A 22,740-nucleotide genomic window follows, 5' to 3' on the forward strand; every position below is an offset into this window, starting at 1 on the left:
AAAAGCCCCGGCATTGCCGGGGCTTTTTTTTTGCCTGATGCGCAGTGCTGCATGGCATCAGTGGTTGTGGTGACCAAGTGCGGTCGGGTGCCGGTCGCGATCAGAACTGCCAGCGCAAGCCGACATTGGCATTGATGCTGTTGGCATCGGAACGACCGCGCTCGGCGCCCACGTTGCCGTAGATGGAGAAGGCATCGTTGAGCTGGTAGCGCACGCCCACCGAGGCACGTGCCGACTGCTTGGACACCGGCTCGCCGGCCACGTTGAAGCGCGCTTCCGGCAGACCGGTGAACCAGGCGGTGAAGTCCGAGTTCGGATTGCCGAGCAGCGAGCGGTAGGCGATCAAGCCATCAAAGCCCCACTTGCCCCGTACCAGATGACCGCGCACACCCACCTCGCCATAGCCGGCGCGCAGCGTGTCGCTGTTGGCGCTCAACCCCAGCCCGGTGGCCGACGCTTCGCTGAAGGCATCCTGGGTCTGGCTGACCACGCCTGCGGCAATGAACGGCGACAGCCCTGCCTGCGGCATCAGGCCGACTTCCGCGCGCAGCGACCAGTTGGTGTCGTGGCGGCGATCCTGCAGGCGCTCGCCGATGCTGCCGGCCTGCACCGTGCGTTCGGTGTCCACATTGCTCATGCCGTAGGAACCGATCCCGGACACATACGCTTGGCCGATCGGCTGATACAGGTACGCGGTCATCGCGTAACGGTCCGAGCGCAGGCGACTGGCCGACGCATCGATGTGCGCACGGTCCTGACCCGAACTCAGCGCCGCACCCACGATGGTGCCGGCGTTGCCCATCGGCAGATCCACGCCGACGGTGGTGGCCTGCTGGGTGTAGTCGGCCGAGTCGAAACCCTTGCCGCCCAGTTCGCCGTCCAGATAGCTGCCCTGCATCCAGGTGGTCAGCGTGGTGGTGTCGACCAGGTAGGGCAGGCGATCGGCCGCCACGCGTGCATCGTTGAGTGCCGACTGGAAGCCCAGCGTGCGCTCGATGCCGTGCACTTGACCGGCCAGGGTCGGCAGCGATGCGGCAACCTGCGCATCGTTGGCCGCCAGTAGCGCGCCGGTAGCGCTGATCAGGCCACCCAGGTTATCCGTATCGCCGGAGGCCACACGCGTATCCAGCACCTTGACCAGCGTATCGGCCTGCGTGGCACCGTTGACCACCGACTGCGGCGCACCGGCCGCCTGCGCGCTGGCAGCGGAGGCATTGCGGGTCAGCGTGGCGGTGACGGTGGTGGGGTCGTAGGCGAGCGAAGCAGTCCAGAAGAAGTTGTTGGCGTACTGCACGCGGTCGAAGGTGCCCTGCAACGTGCCGGCCTTGACGATCTTCTCGCTGCTGCCGACGTTGTAGCCAGCCGCTTCCGGCAGCAACAGCAGGTTGCCCTTCAGGCTGGCCTGGCCGGTGACGGTCAAGCCCTTACCCAGCTCGAGGGCGGTGGTGCCGGTGGTGTTGACCAGGCTGTAGTTACCATTGATCACGCCGCCGTGCGATTCGAACGTGGCCGAGTTGAGCACGGTGACATCCGAACGCAGGCTGCCGGACAGTGCGAGCACGCCATCGCTGACGCTGGTGCCGCCGGTGTAGGTGTTGTTGCCGCTGAGCGTGAGCTTGCCGGTGCCGTTCTTGGTCAGGCCGCCGGCGCCGGAGATGTCATTGCTAAAGGTGCTGTCGTAGCCGGAGGTCACATTCGCCGACCAGTTGCTGGCGAACTGGCCCGGGCCCTTGATCGCCTTGGCCGCATTGACTAGGCCGAAGCCGTACAGCGCATCCACGCCGGGGTCGCCCAGGTCGGTGGCGGTGGTCAACAGGGTCTGCTGCAGGTTGGAGGCGCTCATCCACGGATACACGCCCAGCACCTGCGCCGCGATGCCGCTCACTGCGGCAGTGGAGAACGAGGTGCCGGCGATCTGGCCCTGCAGCTCCGTGCCGGCCAATGCCGGTGCGAAGTAGCTGCCCGGCGCCACCAGGCACCACTGTGCAGCGGCGCCGCAATGGTTGGAATAGCTGGTCAGGCCGGCGGCATTGCCGGCGCTGTCGATGTTGACCGCGCCCACGGCCAGCCAGTTGTTGCGCAGGCTGGCTTCCTGCACCGGCGTCGCTGCCGGGTAGGAGGCTTCCGCCGCGCCTTCGTTACCGGTGGCGGCCACGATCAGCGCATCGGCCTGCACCAGCGGGGTCAGCGCGTACTTCCAGGCCAGTGCGGCATTGGCACTGCTGGCCGCATCTGCATACGAGGCGCCGATCGACAGATTGGCGATCCGCACACCGGCAGCCGCCAGGTCCACCGCAGCGCGGCGGGTCTGCTGGGTACCGCAGGAGTTTTCGGCGCAGATGCGCGCATAGAACAGGTCTGCATCCGGCGCGATGCCGCCGGCGAAGCCATCCTGCGCGGTGCCCAGCACCAATGCCGAGATGACGGTGCCGTGGCCGCGCAGCGCGTTCGACGTGGATTCCGGTGTGCCGGGGCTGGCGGTGTAATCGTTGAAGGAATCGACCTTGCCGCTGATCGGCGCGTAGCTGCCGTAGAGGTTGTCGTCCAGCACTGCCAGCTTGACGCCCTGGCCCCTGGCACCGGCCTGCTGTGCCAGATCCGCATTGGTCGGCACCAGCAGGTTGCTGCCCAGGCCCTGGTAGCGGGCGGGCGCAGGTGCCGGCGTCGGCGCGGTCTTGGGCAACGGGTCGGCCGTGGTGGTGCCCGGCGTTGTCGGCGTCGTCGGAGTTGTCGGAGTTGTCGGCGTCGTAGGCGTCGTAGGCGTAGACGGCGTCGGAGCGATCACCGTGGTCTGCGGCGGATCACTGCGGACATTGCCGCCGCCGCCGCCACCGCCGCCACAGGCAGTCAGGACAAGGCAGGAGGCGATCGTGGTTGCGAGTAGCGAGCGATTCATAGGTTGGTCGATTCCGGTAGTGGCGCGCCGCAACTGCAAAAGATCTAAAATTTGGCGCAGACGATTCCATCACCGGGGATTGCCGGCGTGGCATTTGATTTCACGTGTTATTCACTTTATCCGCCGCGAATCTGTCCCCTCAGATAAGCGCTCCGGATAACACGGTGATGCGCCGACGCATTGAACCGTGTGCTTGCGAGATTGTTTAACGGCGCTATCGGTAAACTCTAAAGCCTGAACGGACAGTTGCTATTCAGAGAAAAACATCACGCATAGGGTTTTATGATTTAATCCATAGCCAAATTGGATTAGAAAACTCCCTATCAGGCCCGACCGCAACGAAATGTCAGAGCGGACGCGACAATAAGCGGTCACGAATCTCCGGGGGCGGCAATCCTAAATGCGATGCATATCGCAGGTAATCGGGAAATGCGTCGAAGGTGTCGGTGAATTGCCCACACGCCGTAGCGGATTCGACTGTAAGTTAGCAGCTCTAACGGACTCTTCCGTATCAGGCCTGACCGGTGCGGTTTATTGAAATGACACCGGTGTTATATTAAATTTTCTGCTACTAGGCGAATATATCCGCCGAATTTATATTGACCAAAAGCGAGCGAGCCCGGCCATTGTGCCCAATTCTTCGCATTTCCTATATGAAATTCGCAAGGAGATATGCTCGAAGAAACGATTGATGTTCAGTGCGCCGAATAAACTTCGAGGCCGGCGCGCCCTTGCTTCGGGCCATCAAAGCTGAATGTGCTTCGGGCCATCAAAGCTGAATGCCAGGGGAATATTCAAGCCGATTGTTTCGGGGGGGAGCTCAAAATTTGGCGTTCCCCTACAGCAGATTATTCTGATGATGTCCTCGTCGGCGCCGCTACGTCCGCCACGCAGAGTGCGACATCGGTGTCATCGCAGCATGGTCGGGCCTGCTCAGGCCGCAGCGGTTCTGTCGGAAGTGCGCCGCTGGTGCTGCGCTAGCGTCTGCATAAATTGTTCAAATTGCCACGCCACCAAATTTGGGCATCACAGCTATGCTCGAGCCCGATGAGTACCCACTGCACCGAAAGAATGTCCACGGAAGGCACCGACCAGGGCCTGCCGTACCGCGTGGTCGCTCGACAGCTCGGGCATCGGCGCATCGTGCTGGAGACCTTGCAGGTCTGTGGACATCCCGTGCCGCTGCCGGCTGCACCCACCTTCGGCTCGCTGCAGACCGCGCTGGAGATCGGCACCAGGCTGGCCGAACAATACATCGGCCAGTTGATCGTCAAGCAGGCCGGTGGGCGGCCGGGGCTGGCGGCTGGCCCGGCGCCGCTTTAGCGGGGCCCGATCGGTTTCGACGTAGTGCCGCCACCGGCATGGCACCCCGCAGCGGCATCATGCGCTACGGTTGTCGAATCCCGCCGCAGGTTCACTGGGCCCGGGCTTTGGCCAGTGCCGCCTTGGCGCGTGTGCCGGCGGCCGCACCGACGCGCTTGTCCAGCACCTGGGCCAGTTCGTGCAGTTGTGCCTCGGTCACACCGATGTTCAGGCCGATCTTCAAATGCGATTGCAGCTGCGCCTCCACGCCTTCCAGGGCGGCGAGCACGCTGATCGTGGCCAGTTCACGGCTCATCCAGTCCAGGTTGTCGCGGGCAAAGATGTCGCCGAACAGGTGCGTCTTGAGGTACTGATCGATTGCCGGCGCAAACGCGAACAACGGCCCGGTCACCGGTGCGCCGGCCAGACGGGTCTGGTTGGCGGTGCCCAGCGCCAGCAGCGCATCGCCGCTCGGTACCGGGCCGGGGTCGTGTCCCGGCGCATCGGCGATGCCGCGCTGCTTGCGTGCATCGGCGACCTGCATCAGCGCAGCCAGTGCATTGAGGCTGCGCGGAAACCCGGCGTACGCATACAGCTGGACCAGTACCTCCTTGCAGTCGCTGATGCTCAAGCCAGCATCGAGGCCCGCCTCCAATGCGGTGTTCAAGCGGTCGATATCGCCGGTGGCCGCAAACGCGGCAATCGGCGCAATGGCCTGCTGCGTAGGCGACAAGGTGGCGTGTGTCGTCATGGACGTGATCTCCGAAGGGTGTGCTGCCGCGGGGGAGGGGGCAACAGAGAGCAAGACAACTGCGCCCAACAACAGCGCAGCCATGGAGGGGAGAGTGCGGCGCAGCGCGCTTGCGCATGGCATCCCATCTCTCCACCGATTTAGGGGCAAGGCAGCGCGAATCCAAGCATCCGATGCCGGACCATGCGGTGCAGATGGCGCCCCAGCTGTGCGTACACCATGCCGAGTCGAATGCATCAGGCTTGCGCTTTTCATCGCCGTCTCCTTGCCGTACATACCGGCAACGAGCATGACGCAGATGCAATGCCGCTCCATCCATCCAGCTTGCATGGTCCTATGACCGGTGCTCATCACTGCACACCCGCACTGGAACTCAAGCCATCCTGGATGGGTGCTGCTGACCAAATCGGCGGGGAAGGGAGTCAGTGCTGGTCTTGGTCACGCAGCTCATGCAATCGCATCGCTGCGGTCCTATTCTGTGCCCCTGTTTGGAGCGGCGCTGGCTGGGCATGCTGGTCGTGTCAGTCATGGTCAACGCGGTTGCCAGCAACATCATTGCGAATGCTTTCATCTGCCTGCTCCTCCAGTGGATAGAGCCCAGCGTAGAGAGCGGCCTGGAGCACGCACATCTTTCCATGACCTGTGATCATGGCGGCGGTCCAGCGGTCGCTCTGCAGGATGAGTGGTTTGGGTTTCGCCTGAGCGGCGCAGCCTTGGAAGGGGCTGGATGTCTCCATGCCCGCCACGCCAGAGCGCCTACATTCCACTATTCTGTCGTGGGCTTTTGCAGCGACAAATCCAGCCGGTTGAGAAGCCACATCAGCTGCCTGTGTCAAAGAGCGGGTGATTGCCTGCTCGGTTTGAGTTACAACCGTTCTTCTACCGGTAGTTGATTGATGAAAACTTCACGTGGCGATGGTGATGGGCTTGGCCGCACATTCCATGGCTGTCCTAGTGCGCAGTTTCGCCGCTGCTGCAGCACGACACTTGAGAGGCGACATGACGAGTAGCGGCAGGGAGCTCCTGAAATGGATTGCGCTTGTTTTTATGACCTTCGATCACGTAGTCAAGGCACTGCTGGATGGCTATTTACCGGTTCTATCTGAACTCGGACGCATAGCCTTCCCAGTTTTTGCTTTGATCATGGCCTTCAATCTCGCGCAACCTGGAACCGACTACGCGAAGTCGGTAAAGCGGTTGGCTGGCTGGGGGCTCATTGCACAGCCGTTCCACGTGTGGGCATTTGGTTTCCTGCTGCCGGTCAACATCCTTATCACCTTCGCACTTGCGACTTGTCTCGTCTGGTCAATGCAAGATCGCCGCTGGCTGCTGGCCTCGTTTCTTGGACTGCTTGCGCCAATGGCCGTCGACTATCAATGGATCGGAGTTTGGCTTGTAGGGGCGGCATGGAGCTGGTTTCGCACTGGCGGAACGCTGCAGTCACTTGTCGGCCTGGCTTCCACAAAACCGACTTTAGCCAAATTGCCGTGGACGTTGTGGATCTGCATGGGACTGTTGTGTTGGAACAACGGCAATGGCTGGGCCTTGTTGGCACTTCCGCTGATGCAGCTCGGCAGGCTGCAGTTACCGCTACCCCGGCTACGTTGGGCATTTTATGGTTATTACGTTGCACACTTGGCTGTGATCGGCCTCATCTGGACAGTAAGTTAATCGCGTCCCGCGCCGCGGATGCTGTTCGAATCGATAGCCTTGGGTCACGATGTCCTGAACCATGGGCACGAGGATTCTGCATTAGAGCAGCCGTCGCGCAGAGATGACTCAGCATCACCGCGCTCATCACGTAGCAGCTGGCAGCATCAGGTCACGTTTCACCAACGCGCCGAATGAGTCCGCCATGAATTCAACTGCCATGCCCGCCCGATCCTGGGCCATCCATCCGTTCCATGCAGCCGTGCTCGGCGGTGTGTGGCCGCTGTTTCTCGGCTCCTTGCTGAGCGATTACGCGTACTGGAGCAGTCATCAGATCCAGTGGGCCAATTTTGCTGCGTGGCTGCTGATCGGCGCGATGGTATTGACGACGATCGCCTTGCTGTGTGCGATCGTCGGCTTCGTTCGCGGAAGCCGCAATGTGATCTATGTAATCGCGCTCGGTGCAGCATGGATCGTCGGCTTCTTCGACGCCCTGCATCATGCCCGCGATGCCTGGGCCATCATGCCGGCAGCGTTGGTATTTTCTGCGATTGCGACCGCATTCGCGCTTGTTGCAGCCTGGTCGGGGCTGTCCAGCCTGCGCGTGGGAGGTGCCCGATGAAGCGTCATACCATTACCGTCGTGTCGGGTTCCATCCTCGCTGCCGCACTCGCGTCTTGTGGCAAGGCACCCGAGCTCAAGCAACACGGCACCAGTCCCGAACTGCCAGCGCCGGATCGCGGCCTGCTGCCCGATATGACCATCGCCGAGCCGGCAGCCTGGGGCGAGCGCAAACCCACCGTGCCTGCGGGTTACCGCATCACTGCAATCGCCACCGGTCTGGGCATTCCACGCCAGACGCTGGTGTTGCCCAATGGCGACATCCTGGTCGCCGAAGGCCGCGGCGGCAATGCACCCAACCTCAAGCCCAAGGACGTGATTGCCGGTGCGATCAAGGCCAAGGGCAACACCTCGGTCAAGAGCGGCAACCGTCTGACGCTGCTGCGCGATGCCGATGGCGACGGTACCTATGAACTGAAGACTGTGTTTGCCGACAAGCTCAATGCACCGTACGGCCTGGCGCTGATCGGCAATGCGCTGTACGTGGCAAATCAGGACGCACTGGTGCGTTTTGATTATCAGCCAGGGCAGACCAAGGCCAGCGCTGCGCCCAGCAAGGTCACCGACTTGCCGTCGGCCATCAACCATCACTGGACCAAGGCGCTGACCGCCAGTGCCGATGGACGCTATCTGTATGTTGCGATCGGCTCCAACAGCAATATCACCGAGCGCGGCATGATTGCCGAAGTCGACCGCGCCCAGGTCTGGCAGGTGGATCCGGCAACCGGTGCCCACAAGAGCTATGCCACCGGGCTGCGCAATCCCACTGCATTGGCGATCCAGCCAGGTAGCGGCGCACTGTGGGCGGTGGTCAACGAGCGTGACGAAATCGGCCCGAACCTGGTGCCCGACTACCTCACCTCGGTACGCGAAGGCGGTTTCTACGGCTGGCCCTATAGCTACTGGGGCAAGAATGTGGACACGCGGGTCATGCCGCAGGACCCGCAGAAGGTCGCCTCGGCCATCGTGCCCGACTACGCGCTGGGCTCGCATGTCGCCGCACTCGGTGTCGCTTTTTCTTCGACCACGATGGGAACGCAGTTCGGCGACGGCGTGTTCGTCGGGGAGCACGGCAGTTGGAATCGCGACCCGCCGGTGGGCTACAAGGTGGTGTTCGTGCCGTTCCGCGATGGCCGCCCGGCGGGCGACCCAATCGACTTCGTCTCCGGCTTCCATGGCGACGATGGCCTGACCCGCGGTCGCCCGGTCGGTGTCACGCTCGATCCACGTGGTGCGTTGATCGTCGCGGACGATCTGGCCAATACGATCTGGCGCGTGACGCCGGATGCGGCGCCTGTCGCGCCGCAAGCGGCTGCGCAGTAAGCCTGCCTGCATGCCCGGTTCTGCAAAGAACCGGGCAGTACTCGGTGTGTTACTTGCGCCAAGGGTGCGGGGGGCAGGGGCTACCTGTAGGTCTCATCAGGAACAATCCAACTTTTCAGAGACACCGGCCTTCAAGGCACTGGTTTCTATTCGCCGTCTATCGGCACCGCGATTGATCGGCCTCCAATGCAGCCGTAACGAATGCGCATCGATGAACACCGAGCGCAACACCGTCTTCGCAGACCACCGCAAGGGATAGGCATCGCCGTCCCATTGGCATACAGTGCCGGCCCCGCGTCGGCCTGGATGATGCAGGCATCAGTGCGATGGATCTCTGGTGAGCCAATCGGCTAGACGCTGTTACCAAGGCAAGAACAGACGGACCACGCTCTGCCGATCACCCGAGGCTTGTTGTTGATGTTGTTCAGATGTTCGGTGGTGGTTGTCGTTGCACTCTTCGCTTCACCCCTTATTGCAGCAGAGTTGGTCGGCCGGGCAACCGTGACCGATGGTGACACCATCACTGTCGCGCAGAAACGTATCCGCCTGTGGGGCATCGATGCACCCGAAAGCACGCAGCAATGCACCAGCAACGCTGGCAGCGCATGGCCTTGCGGCCGACGTTCCGCTGCTGCACTGGATGGCTATCTGCTCGACAAGACGGTTCGCTGCCAACCCAAGGACACCGATCGCTATGGACGGATCGTAGCCGAGTGCTATGTGCAGGGGCAGTCGGTCAACCGCTGGATGGTGCAATCCGGTTGGGCGGTGGCCTACCGCGAGTACGCCACCGCGTTCGTTGCCGACGAACGCAACGCGCAGCAGCAACGGCGCAATCTCTGGGCTGGCAGCTTTCAGATGCCTGCTGATTACCGACGCAGTAAGCGCACGCAATCGGCACAGCGTGCACAGCGTGCACAGGCGGCAGTGCAGACGCAAACGCCTGCGCACTGCGCCATCAAGGGCAATATTTCGAGCAAGGGCAGCAAGATCTTTCATATGCCCGGGCAACGCGATTACACGCGGACCAGCATCTCACCTGCCAAGGGCGAGCGTTTTTTCTGCACCAGCCAGGAAGCGATCAATGCAGGCTGGCGGCGCGCGGCGCGCTGATGGCAGGCACAGTGTGCGATCCAGCGTCGAGCAGCTTATCGCGACGCCTGTCGATCCTGCTGGGGTGTTTTGGTCAATCAACCCAGCGCGGGGCAAGCACCACACCTGAAACATGCACATGCGCCGCAAGGTGTGAGCTGCGTTCTGACCGTCACGCCAAGAGCGGCTGAAAACACGTAGCCAGCGGTCGTCGGGAGTATGGACGAGGAACTCAAAACTCCAAGGGTAGAAGTGACGCCGATCCCGAGCACCGGCCGGGCCCGCCTGACGGCCGCGCAGTAGTCCTGCTAGCCGCTCTAATGCCCGACAAAAGCCTCGATATTCTGGACCAGGCTGCGGCGGGTGTAGGGCTTGCTCAAGAACGTGGTCCGGCTGGGTAGTCCATTGGGAGAATGCCCCAGACCCGATGTCAGGATCGCCGGCAGATTGTTACCGTCTGCGCGCAGATACGAAATCAGGCCGTATCCATCGAGTAAGCCCGGCATCTGCAGGTCGGTGAAAACCAGCGCGATCGCCGGGTGCTTATCGATATGCTCCAGCGCGCCCTGCGCATCGGTTGCGGTGACGACCGCATAACCGCTTTCGGTCAGCAGCAGCGTGGCCAACTCGAGCGTGTCAGCATCGTCTTCGACGACAAGAATCAGTTTTTCGTTTGTAGAGCCCATAAAGCAGGTTTTCTGAGGATGCATGCATCACACTACGTTTCCCACGCGAAAAACACGTGATCGATTTGAGAACCATGAACAGCACGCAGGACTTTCCCGACCATCGCTATCGACAGGTCGTCGAGCTGTCGCTGGATTCCATCAAGGAAATTGCCTTGGACGGACGCGTCAGGTTCGTCAATGCACATGGTCTGGCGCGTGTGGCGTTTGTCGATGCCAAGTCCGTGGTGGGTCTGCCCTGGGTGTCGTTATGGCCAAAGCGATTCAGGCCACGCGTGCAACAAGCGCTCGCTGCCGCCGAGCGTGGCGAGTCGCAGCAGTTCGAGACCGAATGTACGAATGCAGACGGGCAGCTCCAGAGCTGGTTGGTGTCGACAAGCCCACTGCGTAACGCTGATGGCCAGATCGAGGGCGTGCTGGCGGTCAATCGCGACATCACCGAACGCCGGCAGTCGCAGCAAGCATTACGCACGCTCAACCAGACGCTGCAGGCCCGCAGCGAGGCTACAACCAGGCACGATGAGCAGGCTGCTGCGGCGACGCACGACCAAGTACGTGCAGAGGCGCAGTCTCCAAGCATCGAGGTTGAGCTGGATATTGCACGCGCCGCGCAGCGTCTGGCTGAGCGCGTAGCCGAGCGTGCGCAGGAGGGCGAGGCAGTCGGTCAACTGTTGGCCGGTGTCGTTCACGACCTGAACAATGTGCTGCAAACCGCGGGCGCTGCCATCGATGTGGTTCAGTCGCGTGGCTCGATCGTAGAAGAGGATCAGAAGATTTTGCGCATGGCAGAGACCGCTCTGCAGCAGGGCTCGGTCATGGCCCAACGCCTACTGGGCTTTGCACGCAAGCATCCTTATGCTCCCGAACGTGTCGAGCTCAATGCGCTGGTCGCGCGCCTGCTGCCCTTGCTTCAACAGGCGGCAGGCGCTGCGGTATCGGTCGAGTGGGAGACCACGACTTGCGACAGTGACGTACTGGCGGATCCACACACGCTGGAACGGGCCTTGTTGAACCTGGTGATCAATGCGCGCGATGTCTGCGCGGTGCGTGGCAGGGTCTGCATCACCGTGGCGACGCGGACGCTAGCAGATGTGGATGCCGCCGGTCGTCGGGCCGGCGATTACGTCACCCTCTCTGTCCAGGACAATGGCAGCGGTATTGCACCGGAGATCCGCGATCAGCTGTTCGACGCCTACTTCACCACCAAACCGGCAGGCAAGGGCACCGGGCTGGGCTTGGCGCAAGTCGATGGGGCGGTCAGACAGGCCGACGGCTATATAGAGGTGCAATCGGTACCAGGGCAGGGCGCCTGCTTCACGCTGGGCTTCCCTGCAGCGGAGCCATCTGGTTCCTGACATCAGACGTAGCGGCGTCGCTCAAAGACTCTCGAGAATGCCCAGCGGCGTGATGGTGCATCTGCCCATCCATTGTCTGGCGTAGTGGTGCGCGGCAAGTTGCGTGTCGAATCGCATCTCATGCCTGTGCCCATACAAGGTGATTCCATCATCGAACGACACCAGAATCTCCGGGGAGAAAACACCGCCCACCGGGACCGTATGTGCAGTCAATCGATAACGACCAATCTGCCGAAACATCGTGGGGTCCATCATAACCTCGGTAGCGGCAGTGGCCGGCGTGGCCGGCGCATTAAGTCGAGAACAGTTGCACCTTGATCGCAATTTTTTCAACTTGCAAGCGATAAAGGCAATAATCAGCAGATGACGATTAAATCAAAAAGAACACGACCACAGTGGATTATGCACAGCTCGCTTATACAGATAAACGTAGTTTCCATTGTCGCGACAGCTGGTGGTGATCGAGATATCGATCGCTGGATAAACTGATTTATTTGCGCCGTTTCCAATGGCGATCCCATCCAATGCCTGGAACCGACGCGACTGCTTGCTGCTGAGCAGTAGTTGGCGATACACCCAGCGCTTAAGTATGGCTAGCGAAACTTAGCGTGCAGTCGCCAGGCGAGTGCGGATGACGCGAAGGAATCGCGGCGTAAGAGTGGTGCATGTACTTCCCAGCACCAGCCACGCCCGCCTGGCGGCTACCCAGTGATGTTGATAGCCGCTCTAAACCTGATTACCCAGTACCGGCTCGCCTGCCAGTACGGCCATCTCCAGTCGAGCCAGGTGATCGCTGAATCCGCCGGTCGCACGGGCGATGCGGCGGGCGCTGGTATTGACGACCGGCTTGACCAGGCGGGCAATCTGCATGCCCGCGCGCTCCAGTGCCGAGACCAGCGCCACGTCTTCGCTGCACTTGAGCGCAGAGAAACCACCGGCTGCCACGTACGCAGCCACACTCATGCCGAGATTGGCGCCATGCACATGCGGATGCCCATCGCGGCGAATTTCCTTGGTCAGGAAGGCCTGCCGTGTCTCAGGACGGAAATCGTGCCAGTCGGTCACCTCCACCACGCCACAGAACACATCAGCAGCGCAATCGAGCTGTGCCGAAAGCCAGTCCGGCGGTACGCAGGTGTCGGCATCGGTAAACGCGAGCCAGCGCGCCCCGCGCGCAATCGCGGCTGACGCCGCCGCGGCACGCGCAATGCCGACACCACCGGAGGTGGTGACGGTTCTTGCGCCGTGCGCGCGTGCGATGGCGCCGGTACCGTCGCTGCAGCGATCGAGCGCGACATGGATTTCCACGCGCTCTCCAAACAGATGCGGATGCGCGGCCGCCACCAGAATGGATTGCAGGCACTTGCCGATCAGATCCGCTTCGTTATGCGCCGGGATGGTCACTGCGATCATCGCAGCTGCTCCTGTTGTGCAATCGACGGCCCGGACATCCAGGCCTGCAGCACGAAGTCCGCATCCTGATAGGAACACAGCGTGTCCATTGCCAATGCCTGGTTCAGCGCGCTGTGGACCTGCTCGGCACTGCGTAATGCACCGTCGAAGTCATGCCGCCAGTGACATGCCACAAGACAGCCCTTGGCGGTGAGCGAGCGGGCGAACAGCGCGACGGTCTTTTCGAACGCCGGATCGTCGAGGTAATAACCCACTTCACTGAAGACGATCAGATCGAACAGCCCTTCCGGCCAGTCCGACGGATGCGCGGCCTGTTGCAGCGTGACCGCAGGCAGCGCCTGCACGCGCACGCTCGCCAGCTCGACCGCCTGCTGCGACAGATCCGTCGCCAGCAGCGTGTCGCAACGCAGCGCCAGCTGCGCGGTCAGCTCGCCGTTGGAACAGCCAAACTCCCAGCCGCGCGCGAACCTCGGATAGGGCAGGGCACCGAGCAGGATGTCGCGCTTGCGTTGCTCGTACCAGCGCGAGCGATAGCCGAACGGGTCTGCATCGGCATACATCTGCTCAAAGTGCTCAACGCTCAGCGCGGTCATCGGATGAAGACCTCAAACGGCCGCGCAAAGCGCTCCAGCACCGACGGCGGCAGGATCGGTGCTGCAACGGCCGGCGTGCAGTTGCCAAGCTGCGTCGCAAAGCACGCGATGGCGCGCTGCTTGGCACCCAGCACCGCGGGCGATAGATCGAAGCGCACGGCAGTGCCATCGGCAAATACCCCGTCTTCCGGACGCGACCAATGCCACGCCCAGACCGGATATTGCAGACGCCGCGCCGACTGCGCCTTGCACGCGGCATGGGTCGCACGCGATGCGGCTTCATGATCCGGATGGCCATCGCGGTCCCAAGTCACCAGCACCGTGTCCTGCGCAGTGATCAGATCGCCGAGGGCCTGTGCCATGCGCGCTTCGCATGCCGCCAGCGCGCCGTCGCCCAGGGCGAGATGGGTCAATGCGCCAGGCACTACACCCAACTGCTGCGCGGCAGCTTCCAGTTCCAAGCGCCGCGCCGGACCCAACACCTGTGGCTGCCAGCCGGGTTCGTCGGGATAGGCCTGCTCCCCATCGGTCAGCGCGATGATCAGCACCGGTACGCCTGCGGCACGCGCGGCGGCAATCAACCCGCCACATCCAAGCACCTCATCGTCCGGGTGCGGCGCCACCACCACCAGACGCTGGCCGCCTTGCATCAGGTGCGACAGCGTGGCACGTGACAGCTCGCTCAGGTAAGGCGCGGCGCGCCATGCGGCTTCCGGCGTGCCTGTGCCCTCGATGGGCTGCCCGGCTAGATCTTCCAAGGCGATGTCTCCTGTTGGCACAACTCGCCCAGGGCCTGCAGGTCGCGTTCTGCATGGTGTTGCCGAATGAACACCGACAAGTCGGCACAACGCTGCGCATGTGCGCGGTTGCCGCACAGCGGCCCTGGACCCAACGCACGTGCGACCCGATCCAGCGTGTCACGTGCCACCGCCTCGACCACGCTGCGCACCTGCAGTACGTCACGCAGATGTGCCTGCTCCGGCTGCGCATCGATGCGTGTTGCCAGCTGGCGCAACAACGCAGCGGCAGATGCCAGGCCTGCATCGATGGCGCCCAGGTGCGCGGCGGCATGCGGATCTTTGCTCACACGCGCAGAGGCACGCAGCACATCGGCAACTGCAACGGTGGCGCCGAACCAGCACGCGGCGATGCCGGCACCTCCGTGCCAGAATCCAGGTCGGGTCAGGTACGCATCACTTGCGCCAATCTGCTGCGCTGGCGTATCGGAGAAACGGACATTGGCCGTCTCGATGCCTTGCATGCCGACCGCCTGCCACGCACTGCTGTCGATCTGAATGCCGGGCTGATCCAGCGCCACGGCAAACAGGCAACTGGCGCCTGCATGGCCCGTCGTCACCAGCGCATGCGTCACTTGCGCGGCACCAGAACACCACGCCTTGGTGCCGTTGAGCACTTGTCCGGAAAAACGCATATCGGAGCCGGGTGGCTCGGCCGCCCACACCGCCCAACGCTGGGTCGGCGTGATGAGATCCACGCCCAGATCGGCGCAGATGGCTTGCGCATCGTAGTGCGCTTCCAGGAACTTGGCCGCGCACAAGTCATCTGCCGCGATATCGGCAAGCGTCTGCCAGCGTTCCATGGTGTGACCCCGCCCGGGGAGCGGCAGCGTCGGATGGGTCTCGAGCCACTTGTCCGCAATCGAATGCTTGAGTCCGGCGGTAGGGGCTGAATCCGTGTGCGATGCAAAGACAAGGGTGTGCGATGAAATACGTGCGCTCATCGGAACAAGCTAAGCAGCACACGGTGCAAGGCGTGTGACGCGTGAAGAGGGCTCTCCAAGTGAAAAGCGAGCAGAAGTGCAGGGATGTTGTCGCAACTTGCTGCGCGAATCGATGCTCAGACGACAATGTCGTTGCAGTGGAATATGTGGTCACTGACTCGTCTGCGTTGTGCCACCCTTCAACAGCAGCGGGCTAATCGGCGCGATGTATCTCGACCACAGGCTCCGAATCGCGACCGATCACAGCGACGCGATGACGAACTTGATCGCGCACGCATTCGACGCCAGCGTTGCGGCGTCGCTCGACTCCTGGTGCAGGGAGTTTCCAAGGATGCAGGGCACCGGCAGGCAAATGCTGCAGCCTAAAATTTGCAATTGACAGCATATTGTCATATCGGCAGCATGCTGCCTATGAGCACTCAAGACGATTTACTGGCTGTCCGCAACCTGGTGATCAAGATCTTCGAAACGAACGGCCGTCTGGTCGAGACCGGTAATGCATTGGTACGCCCTGCCGGGCTGACCACTGCGTGGTGGCAGGTCCTGGGCGCGTTGGGCTATTCGCCGATGCCACTGCCGGTGGCGCATATCGCGCGCAACATGGGCATCACCCGGCAGGCGGTGCAGCGCGTCGTCGATCTATTGCTCGAGCAAGGCTTCGTTGCGCTCCAGCCCAATCCCCACCACCAGCGCGCAAAGCTGGTGGTGCTCACGCGCACCGGCCGCGCCGCGCTAAATGCAGCAGAAGCCGCCGCCGCTCCGCTGGACCAACGCTTGCTGGATCGCATCGGAGCCAGACGCGTGGCAACCGCGCTCGCCGTGCTGGTCGAAATGAACGAGGTCATGGCGCAGGACGTCAGTGCGCCGAGCGCGACCGCCGACGCAACACGCGTCTCCCGAAAAAAAGGCAGGCCATGAACGCTTCCGTACAACGCGACGTCGACACCGACGTCATCATCGTCGGAGGTGGCCCGATCGGGTTGACCACCGCCTGTGCGCTCGCCCATCACGGCGTCGACTTCCGCGTCTTCGAACAACGCGTGCAAGCCAGGCCGCATTCGCGCGCCAACAACCTCTGGGCGCGGCCGCAGGAGCTGCTCCACAGCATTGGTATCCGCGATGCGCTGGCGGAAAAGTCGTATCGGATCACCAAGGTCAACACCTTGCTCAACGGGCAGACCGTCGACCCGGTGGAAATTGCCGATATCGCCAGCCCGTATGCGCAGGTGCTTTACAGCGGGCAGGACGTCATCGAAACCGTGCTGACCGAGCAGCTCGAGGCGAAAGGCGGCAGCGTCGAGCGTGGCCGCAAGATCATCGGCTTCGAACAGGATGCCGACGGCGTCACCGTCACGCTTGTAACATGCGACAGCGGCGACCAGGCCGACGGCCCGACCGAGCAATTGCGCTGCCGTTACCTGATCGGCGCCGATGGTGGCGACAGCGCCGTGCGCAAACAGCTCGGGCTGGATTTCGAACCGAAAAAGCTACCCAATCGTATGAACCGTCAGGTCGATGCCAAGCTGCGTTGGCGACGTTCCACCGATTTCGATCAGCTCTGGTTTTTCTATTACCCCAAGGGTTTCTGCGGTGTGCTGCCAGTGTGGGGCGGCTACCACCGGCTGTTTTTCCTGGCCGACGACACCGGCATCCCGGAGCGTGACCCGACCCTGGAGGAAATGCAGACCATCGCGCGCGAGGTGACCGAAGACCCGACGCTGACGCTAAGCGATCCGATCTGGCTGACGCATAGCCGCTTCCAGCATGGCACCGCCGCGCATTACACCAAGGGGCGCGTGCTGCTGGTCGGCGACGCCGGTCACCGTACCTTGCCGATCGGGGGGCAGGGCATGAATGCAGGCCTGCACGATGCGATCGGCCTGGCATGGCGGCTGGCGATGACCTTGCAAGGCGAGGCCGCGCCGGTGGTGCTCGATTCCTACGACGTAGAGCGTGGCGGCGAGCACCGTGAACTGGATGAACGACAGGCGCGTGGCTTCCACAACAGCGTCTACCGCGGCCCGATCAAGGATGCGGCCATGGGCATCGCCGCCAAGCTCATCCCCACCATCGGCACGCTGATCCAGGGCTCGGACGATCTGCAGCAGTTGTCGGTGGCGTATCCGCAAAGCCCGCTCAACGACGATCATCTTGGCGGCCTGCGCGAGCTGCTTCAGCGCCGCGTGCCGCACTGCGGCGACCGCGCGCCCGATGCGAATGTCGTCGCCCCAGATGGCACCTCGACAACGCTGTTCGCCCATCTCTACAACCCGGATGGATGGAGTTGGGGATGGGCGCTGCTTGCCTTCGACGGGCGGCAGCACGATGCCATGCCACAGCTGCGCCTGGCGCTTGCCGGTCTGGAGGCGTGGCCATGGCTGCGGCCCAGACTCATCCTGGGCGCCGCCGTGCCGCAACCCGACGACGCCACCGCACTCTCGGATCTGGACGGCGCTGCGCACGCCGCCTATGGCATTGCAGACACCAGCGCGCTGATCCTGGTGCGGCCCGACGGCCACATCGCCTTTCGCGGTCGTGCGGATACGCCGGAACATCTGCGCTCTTATTGCAAGCGCGTCTTCGACCCTGCGACAGAAGGCGCTGCACGCTGAGCCTGCAGTGATCCATCCAAACCGCTCGATGACGCTGCGCAAGCTGGCACCACCGGGAACGCTGCTCCTGCTTTGCTAGGATGCGCGCACATGCTACCCAGGAGGCCAAGCGCATGACGCCCACAGTGTTTCCCGAGCCCGAGCTGTTCCTGCCGCAGCGCGGCGAGCCCGCGTTGCGGTGGGGAGTGCTGGGGCCTGGAGCGATCGCCTCGGCGTTCGTGAGCGCGCTGCGCCGCCATACCGGGCAACAGCCATTTGCAGTGGCCTCGCGCACGCGTGCGCGTGCCGAGGCCTTTGCCAGCACCTGGGAGATGCAGCGTGCCTATGACAGCTACGAGGCGCTGGTTGAGGACCGCGATGTCGACATCGTCTATATCGCCACACCGCACAGCGAACATCTGCAGCAGGGCTTGCTGGCGCTGTGCGCCGGCAAACATGTGTTGATCGAAAAGCCCATCACCACCTGCGCCGACGATGCGCGTGTGCTGGTGCAGGAGGCGCGGCAGCGCGGCCTGTTCCTGATGGAAGCCATGTGGAGCCGTTACCTGCCGCATACCTCGGTGCTGCGGCAACTGCTGGCCGATGGCGCGTTGGGCGAGCTTCGCCATGTGTTCGCCGATCTGAGCCAACGCGGTCCTGACGACGCGACGCACCGCCAGCGCAATCCTGCGCTCGGCGGCGGCGCGCTGCTGGACCTGGGCGTGTATACGGTGCAGTTCTCTTCGATGATCCTGGGCGCACCGACCGCAATCACGACCACCGGCGCGCTGACCGACACCGGCGTGGATGCCTTCTCGACCATGGTGCTGTCGCACGGCGGCACCGCGCAATCCACGCTGATCAGCTCCATCGTGGCCCGCAGCAGCTCCACCGCCTATGTCACCGGCAGCCAGGGCCGCATCGACCTTGCCGGCGAGTTCCACAACCCGACCGCGCTGAGCCTGGTCGGCAACGACCACGCCGGCACGCCCGCGATGTGGACGGATCCGACCGGAATCAGCGGCTACGCGGGCCTGTCGTGGCAAGCGACAGCCGCGGCGCGCTACATCGGGGAAGGGCGCAAGGAGTCTCCGCTCCATCCGCTGGATGAAGTGATCCAGATCCTGACAACCCTGGATACCGCGCGGGCACAGCTGGGATAGCGGGCAGGGCGTTTGCAGCCGCCAAGGCGCGTTTGCAGAGAGTACAGCGCACGGTCATGCAGGATGTTCAAAAACCGCATTGCCAAATGCAGCACGTATTGCAGCTGATGCAAGCCCGCCCGCCTGCCGATGAGCGCAGGCGAGCGATGATCAACGCGTAGCGCGCCTGAGCGCGGTTTTTCACAAACAGGATGGAATCGACGCTCTTCAAGCGCCGGCCCGACGCGCAGGGCCGGCCGCGGCAAAACAAAACCCCGCGTATGCGGGGCCTTGTGGTGATCTAGGTGCCCGATGCGCGATGGACGCGCTTTGGCACTGCCAGGCGCGTTTCGCTAGCCGCGCTTAGGGCAGGTCGCACTTGATTTTCGCGTCCACATAATAGGGCTTTGGGACGTCCGGGTTCTTGCTGGTCTTCTCGAACACCACCTCGAACGAATCAAGATCCACGCTGCCGTTGCGCGACTTGCAGGCGTCCTGCAGTTTCTGCTTTACCGCCGCGATACCCGCATCGCGATTGGCGCCATCGGCGCTATTGGTCAGATTGGCGATCTCGGCAAATGCAGGCGAACTCAGACCCAGCAGGCAACCGACAGCCATAAGCGTGTGCAGCTTCTTCATACAGTCTCCTTTGCGATGTCTTTGATCTTCCGGGGGCATGGACGACAACGGCAATCGATATTCAGCGCAACAAAGCGCCGCGGTCCAGCCCGGCGCAGCATAGGCTGGGCGGGTTAAGGCATCGTGCAGGCGCTCGCACATCCGGTGACGGATCGCTTTGGCGTGTAGGTCAGTTGCAGATGCGCTCAGCCCTCAAAAGCAAACGGCCCGGACTAGCCGGGCCGTTGTTTGCGATGCGACAGATCAGAACTCCTGCCAGTCGCTTGCATCGTGCGATGCGCCTGCGGCCACCGCCCGTTTCGCTACAGGTGCCTGGCGTCCCGGGCTTTTGACAGCGGCAGGTCGGCCCGCAATCTCGCTGAGCTTTGCCGCAACCGGCGCTGCCGGCCGCGTGGTGCGCGTACTGCCCTCGCTGATCTTGAACACCGCTACCGCCTGCGTCAGCTGCACGGCCTGTTCTTCCATCGAGCGTGCGGCGGCGGTGGCTTCTTCCACCAGCGCTGCGTTTTGCTGCGTGGTTTCGTCCATCTGTGTCACGGTGGTGTTGACCTGTTCGATACCGGCCGACTGTTCCTGCGATGCCGCAGAAATCTCGCCCATGATGTCGGTCACGCGCTGCACGCTGGCCACGATTTCGGCCATCGTGGAGCCTGCCGTGTGCACCAGCGTCGAGCCTTCGGCGACCCGCTCGACCGAATCGTCGATCAGGCTCTTGATCTCCTTCGCCGCAGCGGTGGAGCGCTGGGCCAGGGTGCGGACTTCCGACGCCACCACCGCAAAGCCGCGGCCTTGTTCGCCGGCACGTGCGGCCTCCACTGCCGCGTTCAAGGCCAGGATATTGGTCTGGAACGAGATCCCGTCGATGACGGAGATGATGTCGGCAATCTTCTTGGACGAGGCCTCGATACCGGCCATGGTGCCTACGACCTTGCTCACGATCTCGCCGCCCTGCGAGGCCACGCCAGCCGCACCGATCGCCAGTTGATTGGCCTGACGGGCGTGTTCGGCATTCTGGCGCACGGTGGAGGTGAGCTCTTCCATCGACGCGGCGGTTTCTTCCAGGTTGGCCGCCTGCTGCTCGGTGCGCTGCGACAGGTCCTGATTGCCTGCGGCGATTTCGCTGGCGGCAGAATTGATCGACACGGCCGAGTGCTGGATACGGCCGACAATCTCTGCCAGCTGCGCGGCAGTGGCGTTGGCGTCGTCACGCATCTGCGCGAACACGCCCTTGAACTCGCCGGTCATCCGCGCGGTGAGATCGCCTGCGGCGATGGATTGCAGCAGCGACGACAGCGATTGCAGGTTGCCGTCGGCAGTGGCCATGAGCTGGTTTAGGCTGTCGACCATCACATGGAAGTCGTACTGGAAACGCTCGGCATCGCCGCGTGCACTGAAGTCGCCGTTGGCTGCGGATTGCGCCAGCTGCTTGATCTCGCGGTTCATCGCAGACAGGTTGGCCTTCACCTCGTCCATGGTCTGCGTGAGCACGGCCTTCTCGCCGGGCAGGCGGTCCATGCTCTCGCTGAGGTCGCCGACGGCGTAGCGCCCCATGATGCGTGCCAGGTTGGTCTGCACCGCCAGATGCGACGCCACCAGCGTATTGGTGTCCTTGGCCATGCGGCCATAGTCGCCAGGAAACGCCGCGGCATCGATGCGGAAACTGGTCTGGCCATCATCGTGGCGCCTGGCCATGTCGCTCTGCGCGTCGAGCAAGGATTGTAGCTGCCTCTGCATGCCACGCATCGCGCGCAACAGACGGCCGGTTTCATCTTTGGCGTCGCTTTCCACGTCATTGTCCAACTGGCCGTTGGCAATCGCCTCTGCGGCTTTGGTTGCGCGTGCGAGCGGCTGGGTCAGGCTGCGGGTGATGAGCCAGGCAAGCAGGCTGCTGATCACCACCACGGCAACGCCACCGGAGATGATCAGCAGCTTGCCGCGATTCATCGACGCCACTGCGTCGGCATAGGCTTGCTGGCTCTGGTTTTCCTGACGCGTCACCAGCTCGCGGATCTTGTCCTGCCATGCCATCGTCGCCGGGCGCGCCTTTTCGCTGAGCAAGGCCTGCGCTGGCGCATTATCGTTTTTAGCGGCAAGTACCATGACCTGGTCGTTGATCTTGCCCGAGATGGCACGTCGCGCATCCATCTCAGCGCGAATCTTGCGACCTTCCTCGGAGCTGGGCAGCGTATCGAGCTTGGCACGCAACTCGCTGTAGCGCTGGCGCTGCGCCTTGATGGTGGTCAGCGCTTCGTTGTTGAGTTCATCGCTGGTGGCCATGGCATAGGTGCCCAGCGCGATCAGGATCGATGAGTTGGCATCCAGCATGCCGTTGCCGATCTGGATCTTGGCCATGCGATCGAGCACGATGAAATCGAATTGCTGCCTTGCATTGGCCATGGTGACCAGGCCCGTCGCCACCAGCAGGCTCGACAGCAGAATCAGGATTCCGAAGGCGACGCCGAGACGGCGCCCGACGTTATAGCGTTGCAAATAGGCAGTCATGCGAGTCGTCCTGATGTCCAGTGGGTGGCACCGGCTGGCAGGCCACGTGATATTCGCGTGAATGCCTCGGCAACGTGATAACGACGCGAAAAACAGAAACTTAAACCTTCCGCTCCAGGCCGTGTTTAGCTCGCATTTGCGTTCACGCAGGTCAGGAAAAAACCGACTTTCGGCGCGGTGATTCTCAGCGTGATAATGCTGACGTTGCTTGCCTCAGCATCGTGCTCGATGCCTGGCTTGTTCGTATAGACGCCAGCTGCGGCAGCGAACGGCCTGTCCGACCAGATTCTCTGGTTTACGGCGCGCGATACAGCGTCCAGCGCAAGCTGCGTTGCGGTATCAACGTGCGTCAATCGTGCTGCTTCATCGCTTGGTTCACGTGCTTGGCCTGGGCAATGGCCTGCACCCATCGGCGCTGGCGCGGGATATGCCGTTGGCTGGCT

General features: G+C 62.7%; 21 protein-coding genes and 1 other RNA gene. 9 read left to right on the forward strand and 13 right to left on the reverse strand.

The genetic code is table 11. The features are described 5' to 3' along the window. Positions 1-100 precede the first annotated feature (100 nt). Positions 101-2,896, reverse strand: coding sequence for a S8 family serine peptidase (locus tag AC1PLA_RS10775; protein WP_481106132.1), 2,796 nt, complete (start codon positions 2,894-2,896; stop codon positions 101-103). Between the two features lie 1,047 nt (positions 2,897-3,943). Between AC1PLA_RS10775 and AC1PLA_RS10780 the strand changes: the two genes are divergently transcribed. Further along, positions 3,944-4,219: a hypothetical protein gene (locus AC1PLA_RS10780; protein WP_024940668.1), complete on the forward strand. Its 276-nt coding sequence runs from the start codon at positions 3,944-3,946 to the stop codon at positions 4,217-4,219. A gap of 91 nt (positions 4,220-4,310) precedes the next feature. Here the strand turns inward: AC1PLA_RS10780 and AC1PLA_RS10785 are convergent, their stop codons facing one another. Further along, on the reverse strand, positions 4,311-4,949 hold the full coding sequence (locus tag AC1PLA_RS10785; protein ID WP_481106133.1) for a carboxymuconolactone decarboxylase family protein: 639 nt from the start codon (positions 4,947-4,949) through the stop codon (positions 4,311-4,313). Between the two features lie 521 nt (positions 4,950-5,470). Further along, positions 5,471-5,686, reverse strand: a complete 216-nt coding sequence (locus AC1PLA_RS10790; protein WP_481106134.1) for a hypothetical protein — start codon at positions 5,684-5,686, stop codon at positions 5,471-5,473. 262 nt (positions 5,687-5,948) lie between these two features. Here AC1PLA_RS10790 and AC1PLA_RS10795 point away from each other — a divergent pair, with 262 nt between their 5' ends. From AC1PLA_RS10795 to AC1PLA_RS10810, 4 genes are all read left to right on the forward strand, one after another. Further along, positions 5,949-6,620, forward strand: a complete 672-nt coding sequence (locus AC1PLA_RS10795; RefSeq protein WP_481106191.1) for a TraX family protein — start codon at positions 5,949-5,951, stop codon at positions 6,618-6,620. 184 nt (positions 6,621-6,804) lie between these two features. Beyond that, complete coding sequence (locus AC1PLA_RS10800) at positions 6,805-7,221, forward strand: hypothetical protein (RefSeq protein WP_481106135.1); 417 nt, start codon at positions 6,805-6,807, stop codon at positions 7,219-7,221. After that, complete coding sequence (locus AC1PLA_RS10805; protein ID WP_481106136.1) at positions 7,218-8,543, forward strand: PQQ-dependent sugar dehydrogenase; 1,326 nt, start codon at positions 7,218-7,220, stop codon at positions 8,541-8,543. The genes AC1PLA_RS10800 and AC1PLA_RS10805 overlap by 4 nt, the downstream gene beginning before the upstream one ends. A 417-nt stretch (positions 8,544-8,960) precedes the next feature. Beyond that, positions 8,961-9,656: a thermonuclease family protein gene (locus AC1PLA_RS10810; RefSeq protein ID WP_481106137.1), complete on the forward strand. Its 696-nt coding sequence runs from the start codon at positions 8,961-8,963 to the stop codon at positions 9,654-9,656. Positions 9,657-9,952: 296 nt separating this feature from the next. Here AC1PLA_RS10810 and AC1PLA_RS10815 read toward each other — a convergent pair whose 3' ends face one another. After that, on the reverse strand, positions 9,953-10,345 hold the full coding sequence (locus tag AC1PLA_RS10815; RefSeq protein WP_372358761.1) for a response regulator: 393 nt from the start codon (positions 10,343-10,345) through the stop codon (positions 9,953-9,955). Between the two features lie 50 nt (positions 10,346-10,395). Between AC1PLA_RS10815 and AC1PLA_RS10820 the strand changes: the two genes are divergently transcribed. Then, positions 10,396-11,676: a two-component system sensor histidine kinase NtrB gene (locus tag AC1PLA_RS10820; protein WP_481106138.1), complete on the forward strand. Its 1,281-nt coding sequence runs from the start codon at positions 10,396-10,398 to the stop codon at positions 11,674-11,676. A gap of 21 nt (positions 11,677-11,697) precedes the next feature. Here AC1PLA_RS10820 and AC1PLA_RS10825 read toward each other — a convergent pair whose 3' ends face one another. From AC1PLA_RS10825 to AC1PLA_RS10850, 6 genes are all read right to left on the reverse strand, one after another. Further along, positions 11,698-11,916, reverse strand: a complete 219-nt coding sequence (locus AC1PLA_RS10825) for a hypothetical protein (RefSeq protein WP_230583935.1) — start codon at positions 11,914-11,916, stop codon at positions 11,698-11,700. A gap of 351 nt (positions 11,917-12,267) precedes the next feature. Then, positions 12,268-12,343, reverse strand: a non-coding RNA gene (locus AC1PLA_RS10830) — sX9 sRNA. 59 nt (positions 12,344-12,402) lie between these two features. Then, positions 12,403-13,089: a glycosyltransferase family 2 protein gene (locus AC1PLA_RS10835; RefSeq protein WP_104574310.1), complete on the reverse strand. Its 687-nt coding sequence runs from the start codon at positions 13,087-13,089 to the stop codon at positions 12,403-12,405. Continuing rightward, positions 13,086-13,682: a class I SAM-dependent DNA methyltransferase gene (locus AC1PLA_RS10840; protein WP_481104534.1), complete on the reverse strand. Its 597-nt coding sequence runs from the start codon at positions 13,680-13,682 to the stop codon at positions 13,086-13,088. The genes AC1PLA_RS10835 and AC1PLA_RS10840 overlap by 4 nt, the downstream gene beginning before the upstream one ends. Continuing rightward, positions 13,679-14,440, reverse strand: a complete 762-nt coding sequence (locus AC1PLA_RS10845; RefSeq protein WP_481104535.1) for a PIG-L deacetylase family protein — start codon at positions 14,438-14,440, stop codon at positions 13,679-13,681. The genes AC1PLA_RS10840 and AC1PLA_RS10845 overlap by 4 nt, the downstream gene beginning before the upstream one ends. Then, positions 14,428-15,423, reverse strand: coding sequence for an acyl-CoA dehydrogenase family protein (locus AC1PLA_RS10850; RefSeq protein WP_481104536.1), 996 nt, complete (start codon positions 15,421-15,423; stop codon positions 14,428-14,430). The genes AC1PLA_RS10845 and AC1PLA_RS10850 overlap by 13 nt, the downstream gene beginning before the upstream one ends. A gap of 369 nt (positions 15,424-15,792) precedes the next feature. Between AC1PLA_RS10850 and AC1PLA_RS10855 the strand changes: the two genes are divergently transcribed. From AC1PLA_RS10855 to AC1PLA_RS10865, 3 genes are all read left to right on the forward strand, one after another. After that, the gene (locus AC1PLA_RS10855) at positions 15,793-16,341 is read left to right on the forward strand and encodes a MarR family winged helix-turn-helix transcriptional regulator (RefSeq protein ID WP_481104537.1); all 549 of its coding nucleotides are present in this window, start codon (positions 15,793-15,795) and stop codon (positions 16,339-16,341) included. Beyond that, a complete protein-coding gene (locus tag AC1PLA_RS10860; protein WP_481104538.1) occupies positions 16,338-18,035 on the forward strand; it encodes an FAD-dependent monooxygenase in 1,698 nt (565 codons plus the stop codon). The genes AC1PLA_RS10855 and AC1PLA_RS10860 overlap by 4 nt, the downstream gene beginning before the upstream one ends. A 113-nt stretch (positions 18,036-18,148) precedes the next feature. After that, positions 18,149-19,177 carry a Gfo/Idh/MocA family protein gene (locus AC1PLA_RS10865; protein WP_481104539.1) on the forward strand — a complete coding sequence of 343 codons (1,029 nt, stop codon included), beginning with the start codon at positions 18,149-18,151 and terminating at the stop codon, positions 19,175-19,177. A gap of 342 nt (positions 19,178-19,519) precedes the next feature. Here the strand turns inward: AC1PLA_RS10865 and AC1PLA_RS10870 are convergent, their stop codons facing one another. The 3 genes from AC1PLA_RS10870 to AC1PLA_RS10880 all read right to left on the reverse strand — a co-directional run bounded on the left by AC1PLA_RS10870 (position 19,520) and on the right by AC1PLA_RS10880 (position 22,650). Then, positions 19,520-19,795 (reverse strand): hypothetical protein, encoded by a 276-nt coding sequence (locus AC1PLA_RS10870; protein WP_016903859.1) that lies wholly within the window; start codon positions 19,793-19,795, stop codon positions 19,520-19,522. Positions 19,796-20,038: 243 nt separating this feature from the next. Continuing rightward, complete coding sequence (locus AC1PLA_RS10875) at positions 20,039-22,297, reverse strand: methyl-accepting chemotaxis protein (RefSeq protein ID WP_481104540.1); 2,259 nt, start codon at positions 22,295-22,297, stop codon at positions 20,039-20,041. Between the two features lie 125 nt (positions 22,298-22,422). Next, positions 22,423-22,650: a hypothetical protein gene (locus AC1PLA_RS10880; RefSeq protein WP_481104541.1), complete on the reverse strand. Its 228-nt coding sequence runs from the start codon at positions 22,648-22,650 to the stop codon at positions 22,423-22,425. Between the last annotated feature and the right edge of the window lie 90 nt (positions 22,651-22,740).

The organism is Xanthomonas sp. NCPPB 1826 (assembly GCF_056725285.1).